Origin of the sequence: Mangrovicoccus sp. HB161399 (genome assembly GCF_013184745.1) — a bacterium.
In the GTDB taxonomy this organism is placed as follows: Bacteria; Pseudomonadota; Alphaproteobacteria; order Rhodobacterales; family Rhodobacteraceae; genus Mangrovicoccus.
The window spans coordinates 60,687-76,893 of sequence record NZ_JAATVU010000001.1 but is presented as its reverse complement, the minus strand read 5'-3'; the positions used below and the strand labels follow the sequence as shown (position 1 = coordinate 76,893).

The following is a 16,207-nucleotide window of genomic DNA, read 5'->3' as shown; positions in this document are numbered from 1 at the left end:
ACGGAGCGCGGGATGGCGCCGGAGATCATCGAGGCGCCGGCAGTGGCTGCAGCGCTGCCGCCCGCCAGGGGGCCGGTGCCGTCGCGATCGGCACGGCTGACGGGGGATGCCCCCGGGAGATCGACCGGCCGCCCGCCGGACTGGCCGTCCATGGTCTTGGCCACCGGCGCGCGCGATGCCGTCAATGCGCTGCCGTCGACCGGATGTTCCTGCCCGCGTAGGTGCAGGAGGCAGATGCCGAGGCTCTCCGACCCGCCCGGAGCGCCCGAAATCCCGGATAAACTGGCCGCCTTTGCCATGCCGCAATGTCTCCCCCTTCTGGGCCGCGCGCCAGGAGCGTGCGGGACGCTGGAATCCGGTCGGCAGGGCGGGCGCCGCGGCCGGGTCGTGTCCGGGCCAAGCTAGCCGATGCGCCGCCATCGGACCGTGCCATTTCGCACAGGGAGATGCGGGAATGCCCCGTCCGGAGAGATTTTTCAGGTCCGGGGAGACACCCGCGCATCATAGGCGCCGCGCGCCGCCTCGACCTGCGGCAGGCTCTCCCAGGTCCATTTGTAGAGCGCCTTGAAGGGCGGCAGCAGCGAGCGGCCCAGATCGGTCAGGTCGTAGCGCACCGAGACCGGCGAGGTGTCGAGCACCTCCCGCGACACGAGGCCGTTGCGCTCCAGCTTGCGCAGCGACTGGGTCAGCGATTTCTGCGAGACGCCCTCGAGGCAGCGCTTCAGCTCGTTGAAGCGGTGCGGCGCGGGCTCCAGCACGGTGAGGATCATCATCGACCACTTGTCCGCGATCTCGTCGAAGAGAACGCGGCATTCGCAATCGGCCGAGAAGCGGATCATGCAGGTGCCGTCCATGGCGGTATCCTCCGGGTGGCCTGGGGTGGAAATGGTTCCTCGTCGCACCCAGGTATCCGAAAGATACCTGGGCCGCAACGCTGCAACGGGGAGGGAGGCGACATGTCCCTTGGCGACATCGCCTTGGTATCGGAACATTGTTCTGCCCTTCGCCAGGCCGGGCCCGCCGCATTGCAATCAGGTTGCGAAAATTCCCGATCTTCCGCGGCTTGCCGTCTTTCGCCTCCCCGGAAATCGGGAAATCCAGGGCTCCGCCTGGCAGACGCGCGCCATTGCGGCCGTGATGCCCTCGTGCGCACCGAGGAGTTCCGGCTTTGCGCCACGCAGGCCGGATCGTGCCCCTGTGCGAGGCAAGGTTCGCGGACCTTCCGGGAGGTCCGGATCTGATCAGGTCGCCACGGCGGGCAGCCTGGTGTTCTGGGCGACGATCGCACGGGAAGGGCTTCAAGCGACATGCATCTGCCTGCGGCGGCACACTCGCCGTTCGCCTTCAGCATGAATGCGTCGACGAGACGGTTGATGGCGGCATGTCGGGGAGCAAGGGCAGGACTTCCAGGACCCGAAGGAGTGCCCGCGCGCCAATGGTGCGCGCCTGGCCCTTGATCTCGCGGTCCACACGTCCCAGCGGGTTCGCTGCCACGATCTGGGTCCTGGGTTCGCTGGGAGATCGCGCCAGTCCGCGCGGCGGCGAACAGTCCGGGAGGCGGTCCAAGGCAGAACGGGCGGAGCCCCGTGCAGGCCAGAACCTCCTGGCGGGCGCCGTTCATCAGTTTGCCGGGCCTCGGCTGCCTTGCCTTTGGCGCATCGGCAACGATGTCCCGCTGGGCATCGGCCGCCTGCACGAAGACCGTCTTGAGCATCGCCGCCACGGACGTGCGCTCTTGGCCGGGGCGTTCTGCATCGAATGAACGGGCAGCGCCGTTGGGAGGCGCTCGAGACGCGGTGCATGACGGCGCCGCGCCCGCGAAGTGAGCGTGGGATCACCAATTTCACGCCTTGCAGGCCGCAGTCGGCCAGAGAGCGCAGGAACTCCGTCCCGGACGTCTCTGCTTCCGGCCGGCTGGTTGCCGCGCCCAGCCTCTCGCGCTTGCCGACAGCGTTCGCGGCCGGGGCGAGTGTCACGGACTTGCCCGGCCGGCGTAGTTCGCGCTCATGGGCTGAGGGACAATGGCAGCGCGCCCGCCCGTGGGGCGGTGAGATCGGTCGCTTCGAGCGCCAAATGGGGTCCGGCGCCTCAACCGGCCTTGACAGGAACGCGTCTGCGCGCCTGTCCATCTGCCGCGCAGGCGGCTGGCCCGGGTCTCCGGCATGCCGCCAGCGCCCATGGCCTTGGGCAGATTGACCACTGGCCAATGGCGGACTCGGCTCGCTCAACGAGGCCTATGTCCACCATCGGAAAGAAGGCAATGGCGTGCGCCTCTCGGGGCGTCCCGGCAGTCTTGCACGGCCCGGGAAGCCCGGAAAATAGATGCGCCTGCCCGGCTTGCGGATTTCCGGAGCGATCCTGCCGACATGGGTTTCCCGGTCCCGCCCGCGGCACCTGAGGCGCTGGACTGTCCGCGGCGGCAAGCGGACGCCTTCGCGGCACGGCTCCGCTCTTCCGCCTCATTCTTGCTGCGATCGGGTCCCCCGGTCTGATCGGCCCGCGCTCGCAGTCCATGCTCCGCTCTGCCGTGCGGGCCAGCACTGCGCGCGCACGGTCACCGTCTGCCGGCATTTCAACACGCTCTGGCAACGCCATGTTCGCTTCGGTCCTCGTGAACCCGGTGCCGGTTCCCGGCTTCGCAATCCGGATCGTCTCCGAAGACCGGCGATGACCGCCAGCGTCACCCCGGCCGCGCGCAGCGCTGCACTGCGGGCTCCGAGCGCGGCCGCCTGCACCGCTCCCGAGGGTGCAGCCGGCATCTGGACCATTGCCGGGGGGCGAGAATGGACTCCCGGACGCCCGGAGCGGGCGGACCTCCTGCGTCCTGGGAAAGGCCACCGGCATCAGCCAGACCTCATGGATGGGCCTGCCGCCCGCCCTTCCTGCGGATGTTCTCCAGCCGGTCCGTGACCCGCGGCTCATCGTCAGGGCCGGTCAACTTCGCGACACCCTGCTGTCTCTCGGCCCTGAAGCTGAGATTCCACTTCGCAGGATCACAGGTCGGCCGGTTTCCCAGGAGCCCAGCCCACTCGGGACAACGCTGCACGCAACGGAAGTGGGACCGGATCGTCCAAGGGCATTGGCCTTCAGCGCGGAGAGCCAGTGAAGAAATTATTCCGAAAATCAAATGTTACAGTATCTTGGCATCGCCTCGCGGGCCCCGCCACGGCGCCGTCCATTGCGGTATCCTTGGGGTGACCTGGGGCAGGAAAGGTGCCTTCTTGAACTCAGGTATCCGAAAGATACCTTAGCTGCAACGCAGCAATCTAGGAGAGGACCGACATGTCCCTTGACAACATCGCCACCGGCACCGAGGCCCTGTTCCGCCCCTTCGCCCTCAAGGGCCTGGAGCTGAAGAACCGGATCGTCATGGCGCCGATGACGCGCGGCATGGCCCCCGAGGGCATCCCCGGCGCGGCCAATGCCGAGTACTACGCCAAGCGCGTGGCCGGTGAAGTCGGGCTGATCCTGTCCGAGGGCACGGTGGTCGACCGTCCGGCCTCGCGCAACCTGCCGGGCATTCCGTTCTTCCACGGCGCGGCGCTCGACGGCTGGAAGGGCGTGATCGATGCCGTCCACGCCGAGGGCGGGAAGATGGGCCCGCAGATCTGGCATACCGGCTCGACCCGCGGCGGCGAATGGCAGCCTGAGGCGCCGGTGGAAAGCCCCTCGGGCCTCGTGGGCCCGGGCGACAAGCGCGGCGTCGAGATGACCGAGGAGGACATCGCCGATACGATCGCCGCCTTCGCCTCGGCGGCGGCCGATGCCAAGCGGCTGGGCTTCGACGTGGCCGAGCTCCATGGCGCGCATGGCTACCTGATCGACCAGTTCTTCTGGGAAGGCACCAACCTGCGCACCGACGGCTGGGGCGGCAAATCCTTGCAGGAGCGGTCGCGCTTCGCCCTTGAGATCGTCAAGGCGGTGCGTGCCGCGGTTGGCCCGGACTTCCCGGTGATCCTGCGCGTCAGCCAGTGGAAGCAGCAGGATTACGCGGTCAAGCTGGCCGCCGATCCGGCTGCGCTTGAGGCCTGGCTCGGCCCGCTCTCCGATGCCGGGGTGGACGTGTTCCACTGCTCGCAGCGCCGCTTCTGGGAGCCGGAATTCCCGGAACTCGACGGCGAGGACGGGCTGAACTTCGCCGGCTGGACGAAGAAGCTGCTCGGCAAGCCGACGATCAGCGTGGGCTCGGTCGGTCTCGACGGCGATTTCTTCGGCGCCTTCAGCGGCCAGGCGGCCGGCGCGAGCCCGCTTGGCAAGCTGGTCCAGCGGATGGAGCGCGACGAATTCGACCTGATTGCGGTCGGCCGGGTGCTGCTGAGCGACGCGGACTGGGCCGGGAAGGTCAAGCGCGGCGCGGCGGAAGAGATCGGCGGCTTCGATCCGGCTTCGCTGGGCGTGCTCGCCTGATCCGGCGCGGGCGGGGGCCGATCCCGGCCCCCTGCCTGCCTCGGCCCGGCCCGGACCAGCGTATTGGGGCCGGTCCGGGCGTCCCGCAGCGCGCGTCGTCGGCCTGTGCCATTTGCACGTGACGCCCGGCTGTCCGCTGTGTTCTGCGCGCGGTTGCTGCGGGTGTGGCGACGCCGTTGCCGTCTTCGACCCGTGGCTGTTGCCTGCATTGATTCCCCGCTTGGCGGGAGACCTGCCGCGGTCCCCGATCTCTTCAGGGCGCCCGAGGTTACGGTGGATGCAGCCGATTTTCGGCCGTGCGGAGACGGGAGGCCTCGCCGCTTGCCGCCTGTCCCGGCCTATCTGTCCCCTCGGTTCTTCTGCAACAGCTGCTCCCGGAGGCGGTCCGATCCGGAGCTCCTGCCGAAAGCCTTCCCGTGCGCGGCCCACGAATTTCGGCTGGGCGTCCACGCTCCGGAGGCGGCATGAGACCGATAGTTCAGGGTCCGTTCGGGGCGCCTGCAGCCCCGACCGACAAGCCAGCTGGCGGCCGTTGCGGCTGTGTCAGAGCAGAAAATCCGTGCGCAGAGGCGCGTTCCGGCGTGCCGCCGACCCCGCCGCCACCGGCTGCGAGCACGGCAAGGTTGCCTGCAACCATGTCCGATCCATGCGGGCGGGCATCCAGGCGCGGCCGTGGGCGCCGAGCACCTGCAGGCCCTTGCCGTGGGCATTGGCTGGCCGTTCCGCGCAGCGGGAGCGGGTTTGCCTGCTGGGCGGGATCAGGCCGCGGCGCGGCGGGAGCTGCCGCGGATCAGCCGGAGCGCGGCGCCCCCGGAGATCGCGCCGCCGAACTTGCCGTGCTGGGTCTTGTCCCAGTAGAACGGCTTGTAGAGCATTTCGCTGAACGCCTTGTAGGCCGCGGCGCTGGCCAGGAAGAAATAGGCCGGCAGCGTGAGCATCCAGGGCAGCAGCCTCAGCCGTCCGGTCCGGTGCAGCGCGAGCCCCGCCATCCCGGCCATCACCAGCTCGCTCAGCCCGAAGAACAGCGCCATCGCAGCCATCATCGGCTCCGGCACGACCTCGCGCACCGGGTGCGCCAGCCCGAAGGGGATCACCCAGAGCGACCACAGCAGCGGCGCCAGCGAGAATTGCACCAGCGTGCCGAGGAACATGGCCTGGAAGCCCCAGAAGCGCCGGGCGCCCAGTTCCCGCCACAGGAGCAGCGGCCGCCGCATGTGGACCGCATAGGTCATCGCATAGCCCTTCAGCCAGCGCGAACGCTGCTTGATCCAGGGCCAGGGCACGCAATTGGCCTCTTCCCAGGTGGTCATCTCGAGGATCTCGGTGACATAGCCCGCCCGCGCCAGTCGGATTCCCAGATCGGCATCCTCGGTGACGTTGTGCGCGTCCCAGCCGCCGAGGGATTCGAGCACGCCGCGGCGGAAGAACACCGTCGTCCCGCCGAGCGGCACCGCCAGGCCCAGCCGCGCCACGCCGGGCAGCATCACCCGGAACCAGGCGGCGTATTCCATGGTGAAGCAGCGCGACATCCAGTTGAGCCCGGTATTGTAGAAATCGAGGCAGCCCTGCAGGCAGGCGACGCGGGGACCGGCAGCGGCGAAACGTTCGGCCACCTGGCGCAGCTGGGCTGGGTCCGGCGCGTCCTCGGCGTCGTAGATGCCGACGATGCTACCGCGGCAGAAATCCAGCGCGTAGTTCATCGCCCGAGGCTTGGTTTTCAGCTGGCCGTCCGGGACGGTCAGCACCCGCATCCAGAAGGGCAGCTCGGTCCCGGCCAAGGTGGCGTGGGTCACGGCGTCATCGGCCTCGACCACAAGGCAGACATCGAGCAGCGCCGCCGGATAGTCCAGCCGCTCCAGCCGCCGCACCAGCTGCGCGGCGATGCGGTCCTCCCGGTAGAGCGGGACGAGCAGCGAGATGACTGGTAGCCGTCCGGGCGTGACGTCGCCGTGCAGCTCGAGGATCTCGGCGCCCTGCGGCGGGAGCGGCCGGGCGAAGAGCGCGGCGCATTTCAGCACGGTCTGCGCCGCCAGGCTGATGCAGGCGAGCGCGAGCAGGGCGGCGAGGAGCCAGGGCAGCGAGAGCGCGCCGAGCAGCAGGCAGGCGGCGGCCGCCGCTGCGCTGCCGGTGCGGAACGGGCCGCTGCGCCAGACCCGGCAGGACAGGCTTCGCGCCACCCGTGTCTCGGCCCGTGCGGCGAGCTCGCCTGCATGGGAGTGCGCAATCGCGGCGCCGACCTCGCCCGGGGCCGCCAGCGCCATCATCACGGGACCGAACAACGCCTCCATCCGTTCGCGGATCTCGGGGAAGCGGGCCGGATCCTCGGTGGCGATGACCGTGGCGCTGCCGATGCGGCGCCAGGGCAGGGCGGCCATGCGCAGGCAGTCGACGGCGCCGATCCGGTCGACCAGCCGCCGGTCGGCAGGCGCGGCGCGCAGGTCGACATGGCGGGCGCCCCATTGGGTTTCGAGCAGGCGGGCGACCTGGCTGCGCTCCAGCGCGCCGGTGGCCATGAGCGCCTCGCCGAGGCGGAGGTCTGCAGAGCGGTGAAGTGCGAGGGCTTCGTCTATCAGGGCCTGGTCAGCGAGGCCGCTGGCCCGCAGCAGCTCGCCGATCCGCGGCCGCCCGGGCGGCTGGTCCCCGCGCGGTTCCGCGCTGCCGGCCGGCCCGGCTGATCTGATCGGCACCAAGGCCATCCTGTCCAGTCCTGTCGCAAGGAATGGACCGGGATTTGCCCGAAATAAGTTAAATCGCCTTTAAGATGAATTGGTTTTCACGGACTAACAGTCTGGAACTGCTGGAATTCCGGACCTGGGCGCCTCCCGCCGGAGCGGGAGGCAGGGCGGCGTCAGGCCGCGGGTTCCATCGCGGCGCGGAAGCGCTCGAACAGGTAGAAGCTGTCCTGCGGGCCCGGGGAGGCCTCGGGGTGGTACTGCACCGAGAAGACCGGGCGGTCGGCCATGCGGATGCCGCAGTTGGAGCCGTCGAACAGCGAGACATGGGTCTCCAGCACGCCCGCGGGCAGCGACTGGCTGTCGACGGTGAAACCGTGGTTCATCGAGGTGATCTCGACCTTGCCGGTTTCCAGATCCTTCACCGGATGGTTGGCGCCGTGATGGCCGTGGTTCATCTTCACGGTCTTGGCGCCGAGGGCGAGGGCCAGCATCTGGTGGCCGAGGCAGATGCCGAAGATCGGCAGGTTCTTCTCCAGCACGCCCTTGATCATCGGCACGGCGTAGGTGCCGGTGGCGGCGGGATCGCCCGGCCCGTTCGACAGGAAGACGCCGTCCGGGTTCTGCGCCAGCACGTCCTCGGCGGTCGCGGTGGCCGGCAGAACCGTCACGTCGCAGCCTGCATCGGCAAGGCAGCGCAGGATGTTGCGTTTCGCGCCGTAGTCGATCGCCACGACCTTGGGGGCGGCGCCCTCGCGCTTGCCGAAGCCGTCCGGCCAGGCCCAGCGGGTCTCGTCCCAGCGGTAGGACTGGGCGCAGGTGACGTCCTTGGCCAGATCCAGCCCGACCAGGCCCTGGAAGCTGCGCGCCTGGCGGACAAGGTCCTCGATGTCGAAATTGCCGTTCGGATCATGGGCCAGCGCGACATGCGGCGCGCCCTGGGCGCGGATCGCGCGGGTCAGGCGGCGGGTGTCGACCCCGGCGATGCCGATGCGGCCCTTCGCGGCCAGCCATTCGGACAGGGTCTGGGCGGAGCGCCAGTTGGACGGCAGGGTCGGGTCCCATTTCACCACGAGGCCCGCCGCGACCGGGTCGGCGGATTCGTCGTCTTCCGGCGTGCAGCCCACATTGCCGACATGCGGGAAGGTGAAGGTGACGACCTGGCCCGCATAAGAGGGGTCCGTCATGATTTCCTGGTAGCCGGTCATGGCGGTGTTGAAGCACAGCTCCGCCACGCAGGTTCCGGTCGCGCCGATCCCGTGTCCGTAGAACAGGGTACCATCGGCGAGGGCGAGACAGGCTGTGGGCGTGGGCATGGGCGACTCCTATCGGCAAATCCTCGGTCAGATAAGCCTAACGGCAAGCCTCTGCAAGCAGGGTTGCGTGCCGAAGCTGCAATGCAGTATAGGCCCGCGGACCACAGACATCAGGGGATGGACGATGGGCAAGGACCTCAAGGCCCGCGTAGGCGAAAGCCTCAAGCAGGCGATGAAGGACAAGGACGCCGTACGGCTTTCTACCCTGCGGCTGATCAATGCCGCGATCAAGGATACGGAGATCGCCGTCCGCTCGGCCACGCCGGGCGATGCCGAACCGCAGCCCCTGTCGGACGACAAGGTGCTGGCGATCCTCGGCAAGATGGTGAAGCAGCGCCAGGAAAGCGCGCGCGTCTACGAAGAGGGCGGGCGGCTGGAGCTTGCCGAGCAGGAGCGCGGCGAGATCGAGATCATCGAGGAATTCATGCCCGCCAAGCTCTCTGCCGAGGCACAGGCGGCCGCGGTCGACAAGGCGATTGCCGAGACCGGCGCCGATTCGCTTCGTGACATGGGCAAGGTGATGGCGGCGCTGAAGGCGAAATATGCCGGCCAGATGGACTTCGGCGAGGTCGGCCCGCTGGTGCGTGCCAAGCTCGGCTGATCCGTCCCGGAAACCCGATTCAGAGACGCCCGCGGTCCAACCGCGGGCGTCTTTGAGACTCAGGCGGCGCTGCGGCGGCGCATCAGGCCAAGTCCGGCCAGCCCCGCGCCCAGCAGCGGCAGCGCGGCCGGCAGCGGCACAGCGGCCACGTCCGAGCTCAGCACAGTGATGCGGGCTGTCGCGTAGCCCGTCACCGACTGGTCGGGGGCGTAGCGCGTCCAGGTGGACCGGTTCCAGAATTCGGTATAGAGGCCGACCTCGACCTGCAGATCCAGCATCGTCCCGGCCGGGCTGCCGTTGATGGCGGCGATCTGCGCGGCCGAGAAGGAAAGGTTCACCGAGGCTTCCTGCCAGTTGTCGCCGCCTTCGTTCCGCTCTCCGAAGAACAGGAAACCGGCCTTTGCGAGTGGCCCTCCGGAAAGGCTGTAGGACCGTCCGCCGGGCTCGAAGTCCAAGCCGTCCAGCGTCAGGGTAATGTCAGGAAAGGGCGTGTCCAGATAGTCGAGGACCCTCGGAAAGCTTGCCTCGGTGGTGGCCTCGAAGGCATCCATGGATGAGGAGGCCTGGACGTCGCTGCCGGGGTTGCCGGGCGAGCCCAGCCGGAAATCCGTGAATGTGACGGAAAAGGTCGCGGCGGAGCACCGGAAATGGCGGCGCTGGCGAAAACGGCGGCAGCGGCGATGGTCGCTCGAATGGTCATGGGAACTCCAGAAGACAATGACCGAGAATATCACTCGATGTCTGCCGGGACCCTATTCCGGATGCCCTGGACATCTCCGTGACAAAACGCACGCTGGCGGCAGGTTTTCCGTTATCCGGCGCAGGGTTGGCGCGGGTCAGAGCGGCAGGTCGGAGGCGGCCGCGCTTTCCAGCAGGCGGCGCAGCTGGGGATGCAGCAGCGCGCGCTCCGTCTCGGTCAGGAAACTGCCCAGCTCGACCTCGCGCCCGTCTTCGCCGCCGGTCAGCGTGATGTAGTTGCGGTGCTGCCCCCGCCGCGGGTGCAGATGCGCCGCCGCCCAGTAGGTGTTGGCCTCCCAGGTTTTCACCGGGCCGCGCGCCGGGCAGTGGCGCAGCTTGACCCGGTCGGTCCAGATCGACAGCTCCTCCTGCACGTCCTTGTCCGCCCAGGAATGTTTCAGCGCCCACCACAGCAGCCCCAGCGCGCCCATGACGAAGGGCAGGAGCGGCCAGAAGACCGGCGAACCCAGAACCGACAGCAGCGGCACCAGCGCGAAGGCGAACATCGTCGCGATGACGATCACGAACCCCTTGGCGGAAAGCGAGCTGTGCGCGGAGAGCTTCAGCCGGGCCAGGGGCGGCTCGCCATCCGCGAGGAAGGACGCCTTCGAGATCTCCGGCGGAGATCCTGTTTCATTCAGCCAGAGATAGGGCATCGGCGAAATAGCAGACCTTTGGGCTGGAGGCCCGTCCCGCCAGCCATGGTCCGAGACTAGCCGGGGCGCATTCGTCTGGCAATTCCGGGAGCGCTGCGCCCGCGCCGGGCTGGAGCGCCGCGGCAGGAGCTTCGACGGAAAAGGGCTCCCGCTTTCGCGGAAGCCCCCGTGGATTGCGTTTCCGGTCCGGTCGCCGGATCAGTGGGCGTGGCCCTTGTCCCAGTCGGACTGCTTCGGCAGCTGCTCGAAGGTGTGCTCCGGCGGCGGGGTCGGCAGGGTCCATTCCAGCGTGTCGGCGTATTCGTTCCAGTAGTTCTTCGCCGTCACCCGCTCGCCCTTGGTCAGGGTCACGTAGACGATGTAGATGAACAGGACGAAGGACGCGAAGCTGATGAAGGCGCCGATCGAGGAGACCATGTTCCAGGTGGCGAAGGCCTCCGGATAGTCGATGTAGCGCCTCGGCATGCCCTGCCGGCCGAGGAAGTGCTGCGGGAAGAAGGTCATGTTGGCGCCGATGAACATCATCCAGAAATGGATCTTGCCCAGCCGCTCCGGGTATTGCCGCCCGGACATCTTGCCGATCCAGTAGTAGACGCCCGCGAAGATGCAGAACACCGCGCCCAAGCTCATCACGTAGTGGAAATGCGCCACGACGTAATAGGTGTCATGGTAGGCCCGGTCGATGCCGGCCTGGCTCAGCACCACGCCGGTCACGCCGCCGATGGTGAAGAGGAACAGGAAGCCCATCGCCCAGAGCATCGGCGTCTTGAACTCCACCGATCCGCCCCACATCGTCGCGAGCCAGCTGAACACCTTCACCCCGGTGGGCACGGCGATCACCATCGTGGCCAGCATGAAGTAGCTCTGCTGCGTCAGGCTGAGGCCGACGGTGTACATGTGGTGCGCCCAGACGACGAAGCCCAGAACGCCGATGGCGACCATGGCGTAGACCATCGGCAGGTAGCCGAAGATCGGCTTCTTCGAGAAGGTCGCGATCACGTGGGAGATTAGGCCGAACCCCGGCAGGATGATGATGTAGACTTCCGGATGGCCGAAGAACCACAGGATGTGCTGGTAGAGGATCGGGTCGCCGCCGCCCGAGGGATTGAAGAAGGTGGTCCCGAAGTTGCGGTCGGTCAGCAGCATGGTGATCGCGCCGGCCAGCACCGGCAGCGACAGCAGGATCAGCCAGGCGGTGACGAAGATCGACCAGGCGAAGAGCGGCACCTTGTGCAGCGTCATGCCCGGCGCGCGCATGTTGAGGAAGGTGGTGATCATGTTGATCGCGCCGAGGATCGACGAGGCGCCCGAGACGTGGACCGCGAAGATCGCCAGATCCATCGACATCCCCGGATAGGAGGTCGAAAGCGGCGGGTAGAGCACCCAGCCCACGCCCGATCCGGTGCCTTCGAGCCCGTCGGGCGCGAACATCGAGGCGATGCCCAGGCAGGTGCCCGCGACATAGAACCAGAAGCTGAGGTTGTTCAGCCGCGGAAAGGCCATGTCCGGCGCGCCGATCATCAGCGGCATGAAATAGTTGCCGAAGCCGCCGAAGAGCGCGGGGATCACCACGAAGAACATCATCAGGACGCCGTGATAGGTGATCATCACGTTCCAGATGTGGCCGTCGGGGGTGCAGGGATCGGCCATGAAGCCCTCCATGCACATGTACTGCACGCCGGGCTGCATCAGCTCCAGGCGCATGTAGACGGTCAGGATGACCGAGACCAGTCCCACCACCCCGGAGGTGAAGAGGTAGAGGATCCCGATATCCTTGTGGTTTGTCGACATGAACCATCGGGTGAACCACCCTTTCCGGTCATGTTCGTGCGATGCGCTGGCGGCGTCTGCCATGCGTGCCTCCCTAAACATTCAAGACAGTAAGCCCCGGTTCGGCCGGAACCCGTTTTGTTTGGTTTTTTTCTTTCGTTCAGTTCTAAGGCCGGAGCGGCAGCCGGACAAATATTCGATTGTCTGCAGGTCGCAAAAAAGTTTGCGGCCGTTTTGCCGCAGTCCGGTCTGGCACGGAACCGGGAGGGGGGTCAAGCCGGGCAGGGGGCGGTCAAGCCGCTGGAACTCAAGGAGCTTTGAGCGTATCCGGAGGGGCGGAAGGAGATCTCGACATGGCAGCGGCAGAGACAGGGGCGCAGGCGGCGCCGCGCGGCGGATGGGCAGCGGCGGCACTGGCCTGCGCCTGCCTGATGTGGGCGGGCAACTTCGTGACGGGGCGTGCGATTCGGGGACTGCTCGATCCCGAGACGCTGAACCTGCTGCGCTGGCTGGTGGCGGCAGCCGCCTTCCTGCCCTTCACGGCGCGCGGCCTCTGGCGGCACCGGGCCGCGATCGCGCGGCTGTGGCCGTGGTTCCTGGGGCTGGGGCTGACCGGCGTGGTCGGCTTCCAGGAGGCGACCTACATGGCGCTGACCATGTCGCCGGTGGCGAATGCCGCGCTCCTGCTGGCGGTGATGCCGATGCTGATCCTCGCCAGCTCCGCGCTGCTCGGCAAGGCGCGGCTGAGCGCGCGGCAGGCGGTGGCCGTTGCGGTGTCCTTCCTCGGCGTGGCGGTGATCCTGGGCGAGGGCGACCCGATGGCGGTGCTGCGGCTGCATCTGGGCGCGGGGGACCTGTGGCTGCTGGCGGCGGTGGCGGCCTGGACGGCCTATACCCAGCTTCTGCGCTCCGTGCCCAAGACCGTGCCGGGCGACGTGTCGCTGATGGCCTCTATCCTCTTCGCGCTGCCGGTGCTGGCGCTGCTCGCGCTCTGGCGCGGCCATTCCGAGATCGCGGCGCTGCCGCCGCGCGCCTGGGCGGCGGTCCTCTATGTGGGGCTCTTCGCGGCGCTCGCGGCCTTCCTGCTCTGGGGCTACGGCGTGCGGCGCAAGGGACCGGATGCTGCGGGGCTCTACATCAACCTCATCCCGGTCTTCTCGGCCGCGCTGGCCTGGGCGCTGCTGGGCGAGGCAGTGACGGCGGGCCAGGCGGCGGGGGCGGCGCTGATCGTGCTGTCGCTCTGGCTCGGCACCGCGGGCGTCAGGTCCCGCAAGGCTGGGGTCGACGCAACGCAGGGTTGACGCTAGGTTGGACCTGACTCCGCCGGAGGAGGGCAGGCCCGTGAAGCTGGCTGATATCGTCAAGAACTGGCAGCTGATGCTGACGCTGATCGCGGGCATGTCCAGCTTCATGTTCAGCCGCGAGGCCGAGATCCGGCGGCGCTTCGACGTCAACGAGAAGGCGATCCAGACCGCAGAGCGGCAGATGCGGCTGTTCCTGAACCAGCCCGCCTACATGCTGACCTATCTCGAGAACGCCTATCCCGAGCCCGCCTATTGCGCGGCGCTCTCGGCGGTGCAGGCCTGCGTCAGCGCGCTGGACCAGTCGCCGCTGACGCAGCCCTCCTGCCAGGGGCTCTCCGGCAGGGATGCCGAAGCCGGAACCGGCGACCTGGCGGCGGCGGCAGATGCGCTTGCGCGGGAGATCGACCGCATCGCCCGCGAATCCGGGCTGACCGAAGCGGCGATCCACGCCGAGGCCGAGACCCTCGCGCAGGAGGTGGCGGTCGGCGAGAACTGGTCGGCGCGGGTCTCGACCACGGTGCAGTGCGACGCGGATCTCGAACCGATGTTCGCTGCGCTCCCCCTGCGGGAGCGGTTCCTGCACCATGCCGTGCCGGAGGAATGCGTGGAAACGCTGGGCCTCTACAAGAAGACCACCTGCGGCGCGCAGCTGCGCCAGAGGCTGCGCATGGCAGAGGGCGGAGCGGCCCCGGAGGTCCAGCCGCCGCCGGGCGCCGCTGTGCCCGCCGAGCCGGTGCCGGAGGACAGCGCGGCGGAACCGGCCGCGCCGGCGGATGAGGCGGTGGTCGCGGAGCGGCCTGCCGAGGCATGCCCGCCCGGGGGCGCGCGCCCCGTGGTCTATCCGCATGTTGCGTCCAGGGATCTGATGGCCGCCGATGCAGCCGTCATGGACGAGCTCAGGGCGAAGGGCTGGAGCCTGGCCGACGCCCGGGTCGCCGAGGGCGCCAGCAGCGGCGGCGACATCCGCTTCTACTACCCGGACGAGGCCCCCTGCGCGGACCGGCTGGCCGCCGATGTTGCCGCAGTGGAGGGCTTCGAGCGGCCGAAGCTGATCGATCTCAGCGGCCGCTACCGCAACCTGCCCTTCGGCCGGATGGAGCTCTGGATGCCGGTGCGCTAGGCGGTTGCCGGAACTTCGCCGAAGACCTCGCCGAAGGTCTTCTTCAGCGCGACGTCGACATTCTCCATCGTCACCGGCAGGCCGAGATCGACCAGCGACGTCACGCCGTGCTCGGAGATCCCGCAGGGCACGATGCCCGAGAAATGCGACAGGTCCGGCTCCACGTTGATCGACAGGCCGTGGAAGCTGACCCATTTGCGGATGCGCAGGCCGATCGCGGCGATCTTGTCCTCGCGCGGCCGTCCGTCGGCGCCCAGCGGCTTGTCGTGCCGCACCACCCAGACGCCGACCCGTCCCTCGCGGCGCTCGCCCTTGACATTGAACTCGGCCAGGGTCGCGATCACCCACTCCTCGACCTGGTGCACGAAATGCCGCACGTCGCGGCCGCGCTTGGACAGGTCAAGCATCACATATGCCACCCGCTGGCCCGGTCCGTGATAGGTGTACTGCCCGCCGCGGCGCGTCTCGTAGACCGGAAAGCGGTCCGGATCGACGAGGTCGCGGACATTGGCGCTGCTGCCCGCGGTATAGAGCGGCGGATGCTCCAGGAGCCACAGGGTTTCGTCCGTTTCGCCGCGCGCGATTCCGTCGGCGATCCGCTCCATTTCGGCCAGCGCCTCAGGGTAAGGGACGAGAGATTCAGAGGTTTTCCAGGTAAGGGACATTGGGCGGACTCCTGTCTTTCAAGGGGCGATTACCCCTTGCGCAGGGGGCTGTCCACTTTTGTCGGAAAACTTGCATTTCCCCTCTTGCGGCCCTCCGGCGGCTTGGGTAGATACCCGCCACTGCCAGTCAGGACAGTGCGGTCGTGGCGGAATTGGTAGACGCGCAGCGTTGAGGTCGCTGTGGGGTAACTCCCGTGGAAGTTCGAGTCTTCTCGACCGCACCAATCCTGACAGGGCAGAGATTCGGCAAATCCGGTCTCAGCCCCAGTTTCTTTCAAGTTAAGATGCAACCGCAAGTAGAAGGTTACAATCGTGATTGTCCTTCAGCGGTAGTCCCATGCCGAAAAAATAATCAGTACGCGGTTTCCGCCCGGAAATCCGCGATAGCCCTGTTCATTCGTTTCGAATTCATAGACAATAAATTAACATCGCGTTACCGTGTTGTTATCCGGATAACCAAGACGGGTAGTTTACCAAGGGAAGCCAGTATGAACGTAATCACGCCGCTGTTCGGCGGCACATCCGATTCCCTGCACATGCGAATCCATCGGGCCCGCGAACGCGTGATCTCTCCGATCCGTGCCTTTGCTTCGCGGTCGCAGCTGACGGAACAGCAATGGCGGATCCTCACCGTTCTGGAAGAACAGGGGCCCATGGATGCGACCCGGCTTTCGGAACAATGCGGGCTTCTGCTGCCGAGCCAGACCCGGATCATCCAGACGCTCCTGGAAAAGGGCCTTGTGAGCCGCAGCCGCGACTTGCGCGACCGCCGCCGCCAGACTCTGGCGGTCACGGACAAGGGCCAGGCCATCGTTCATGAACATGCCGAGGACCTGGCGGTTCTCTCCGCGCGCATCGAGGCCCGGCTGGGACGCAAGCGCCTGTCGGTGCTGATGGAACTGCTCGAGGAACTCGAACGCATCTGACCCCGGCCAGGACACAGCCGGGGCCTTTCCGC

13 protein-coding genes and 1 tRNA gene are annotated in these 16,207 nt (G+C 67.7%); 6 read left to right on the top strand and 8 right to left on the bottom strand.

What is annotated here, in order from left to right; genetic code table 11:
• Positions 1 to 476: 476 nt before the first annotated feature.
• Both HCC78_RS00355 and HCC78_RS34665 read right to left on the bottom strand, forming a co-directional pair.
• The gene (locus tag HCC78_RS00355; RefSeq protein ID WP_172326747.1) at positions 477 to 854 is read right to left on the bottom strand and encodes a helix-turn-helix domain-containing protein; all 378 of its coding nucleotides are present in this window, start codon (positions 852 to 854) and stop codon (positions 477 to 479) included.
• Between the two features lie 444 nt (positions 855 to 1,298).
• Entirely contained in the window at positions 1,299 to 2,129 is an 831-nt protein-coding gene (locus HCC78_RS34665) for a transposase (RefSeq protein ID WP_371743747.1), read from the bottom strand.
• Between the two features lie 1,153 nt (positions 2,130 to 3,282).
• On the opposite strand from HCC78_RS34665, the gene HCC78_RS00345 reads away from it, so the two are divergent.
• Positions 3,283 to 4,407, top strand: coding sequence for an NADH:flavin oxidoreductase (locus HCC78_RS00345; protein ID WP_172326745.1), 1,125 nt, complete (start codon positions 3,283 to 3,285; stop codon positions 4,405 to 4,407).
• Positions 4,408 to 5,165: 758 nt separating this feature from the next.
• Here the strand turns inward: HCC78_RS00345 and HCC78_RS00340 are convergent.
• Both HCC78_RS00340 and carA read right to left on the bottom strand, forming a co-directional pair.
• Entirely contained in the window at positions 5,166 to 7,103 is a 1,938-nt protein-coding gene (locus HCC78_RS00340) for a glycosyltransferase family 2 protein (RefSeq protein WP_371743746.1), read from the bottom strand.
• Positions 7,104 to 7,255: 152 nt separating this feature from the next.
• The gene (gene carA, locus HCC78_RS00335) at positions 7,256 to 8,395 is read right to left on the bottom strand and encodes a glutamine-hydrolyzing carbamoyl-phosphate synthase small subunit (protein ID WP_172326743.1); all 1,140 of its coding nucleotides are present in this window, start codon (positions 8,393 to 8,395) and stop codon (positions 7,256 to 7,258) included.
• Between the two features lie 124 nt (positions 8,396 to 8,519).
• Between carA and HCC78_RS00330 the strand changes: the two genes are divergently transcribed.
• The gene (locus tag HCC78_RS00330; protein WP_172326742.1) at positions 8,520 to 8,996 is read left to right on the top strand and encodes a GatB/YqeY domain-containing protein; all 477 of its coding nucleotides are present in this window, start codon (positions 8,520 to 8,522) and stop codon (positions 8,994 to 8,996) included.
• 59 nt (positions 8,997 to 9,055) lie between these two features.
• Here HCC78_RS00330 and HCC78_RS00325 read toward each other — a convergent pair whose 3' ends face one another.
• From HCC78_RS00325 to ctaD, 3 genes are all read right to left on the bottom strand, one after another.
• Positions 9,056 to 9,547 (bottom strand): VPLPA-CTERM sorting domain-containing protein, encoded by a 492-nt coding sequence (locus HCC78_RS00325; RefSeq protein ID WP_172326741.1) that lies wholly within the window; start codon positions 9,545 to 9,547, stop codon positions 9,056 to 9,058.
• Positions 9,548 to 9,832: 285 nt separating this feature from the next.
• Positions 9,833 to 10,390: a DUF2244 domain-containing protein gene (locus tag HCC78_RS00320; protein WP_172326740.1), complete on the bottom strand. Its 558-nt coding sequence runs from the start codon at positions 10,388 to 10,390 to the stop codon at positions 9,833 to 9,835.
• A gap of 198 nt (positions 10,391 to 10,588) precedes the next feature.
• Positions 10,589 to 12,244 (bottom strand): cytochrome c oxidase subunit I, encoded by a 1,656-nt coding sequence (gene ctaD / locus HCC78_RS00315; protein ID WP_172326739.1) that lies wholly within the window; start codon positions 12,242 to 12,244, stop codon positions 10,589 to 10,591.
• A 269-nt stretch (positions 12,245 to 12,513) separates the two neighbouring features.
• On the opposite strand from ctaD, the gene HCC78_RS00310 reads away from it, so the two are divergent.
• Together HCC78_RS00310 and HCC78_RS00305 are read left to right on the top strand one after the other, a co-directional pair.
• Positions 12,514 to 13,461 carry a DMT family transporter gene (locus HCC78_RS00310; protein WP_172326738.1) on the top strand — a complete coding sequence of 316 codons (948 nt, stop codon included), beginning with the start codon at positions 12,514 to 12,516 and terminating at the stop codon, positions 13,459 to 13,461.
• A gap of 40 nt (positions 13,462 to 13,501) precedes the next feature.
• Positions 13,502 to 14,584, top strand: coding sequence for a hypothetical protein (locus HCC78_RS00305; protein ID WP_172326737.1), 1,083 nt, complete (start codon positions 13,502 to 13,504; stop codon positions 14,582 to 14,584).
• Here the strand turns inward: HCC78_RS00305 and lipB are convergent.
• Positions 14,581 to 15,249 carry a lipoyl(octanoyl) transferase LipB gene (gene lipB / locus HCC78_RS00300; protein ID WP_172326736.1) on the bottom strand — a complete coding sequence of 223 codons (669 nt, stop codon included), beginning with the start codon at positions 15,247 to 15,249 and terminating at the stop codon, positions 14,581 to 14,583. The two genes, HCC78_RS00305 and lipB, sit on opposite strands and share 4 nt — an antisense overlap.
• Positions 15,250 to 15,386: 137 nt before the next feature.
• On the opposite strand from lipB, the gene HCC78_RS00295 reads away from it, so the two are divergent.
• Positions 15,387 to 15,473, top strand: a tRNA-Leu gene (locus HCC78_RS00295).
• Positions 15,444 to 16,175 (top strand): MarR family transcriptional regulator, encoded by a 732-nt coding sequence (locus HCC78_RS34660; protein WP_216670976.1) that lies wholly within the window; start codon positions 15,444 to 15,446, stop codon positions 16,173 to 16,175. Before HCC78_RS00295 ends, HCC78_RS34660 begins: the two co-directional genes overlap by 30 nt.
• Positions 16,176 to 16,207 lie beyond the last annotated feature (32 nt).

Coding starts and splice junctions, on each gene's coding strand:
- HCC78_RS00330 (WP_172326742.1), top strand. CDS start 8,520: ATGGGCAAGGACCTCAAGGCCCGCGTAGGCGAAAGCCTCAAGCAGGCG.
- lipB (WP_172326736.1), bottom strand. CDS start 15,249: ATGTCCCTTACCTGGAAAACCTCTGAATCTCTCGTCCCTTACCCTGAG.
- carA (WP_172326743.1), bottom strand. CDS start 8,395: ATGCCCACGCCCACAGCCTGTCTCGCCCTCGCCGATGGTACCCTGTTC.
- HCC78_RS00320 (WP_172326740.1), bottom strand. CDS start 10,390: ATGCCCTATCTCTGGCTGAATGAAACAGGATCTCCGCCGGAGATCTCG.
- HCC78_RS00310 (WP_172326738.1), top strand. CDS start 12,514: ATGGCAGCGGCAGAGACAGGGGCGCAGGCGGCGCCGCGCGGCGGATGG.
- HCC78_RS00345 (WP_172326745.1), top strand. CDS start 3,283: ATGTCCCTTGACAACATCGCCACCGGCACCGAGGCCCTGTTCCGCCCC.
- HCC78_RS34665 (WP_371743747.1), bottom strand. CDS start 2,129: ATGGACAGGCGCGCAGACGCGTTCCTGTCAAGGCCGGTTGAGGCGCCG.
- HCC78_RS00325 (WP_172326741.1), bottom strand. CDS start 9,547: ATGGATGCCTTCGAGGCCACCACCGAGGCAAGCTTTCCGAGGGTCCTC.
- ctaD (WP_172326739.1), bottom strand. CDS start 12,244: ATGGCAGACGCCGCCAGCGCATCGCACGAACATGACCGGAAAGGGTGG.
- HCC78_RS00355 (WP_172326747.1), bottom strand. CDS start 854: ATGGACGGCACCTGCATGATCCGCTTCTCGGCCGATTGCGAATGCCGC.
- HCC78_RS00340 (WP_371743746.1), bottom strand. CDS start 7,103: ATGGCCTTGGTGCCGATCAGATCAGCCGGGCCGGCCGGCAGCGCGGAA.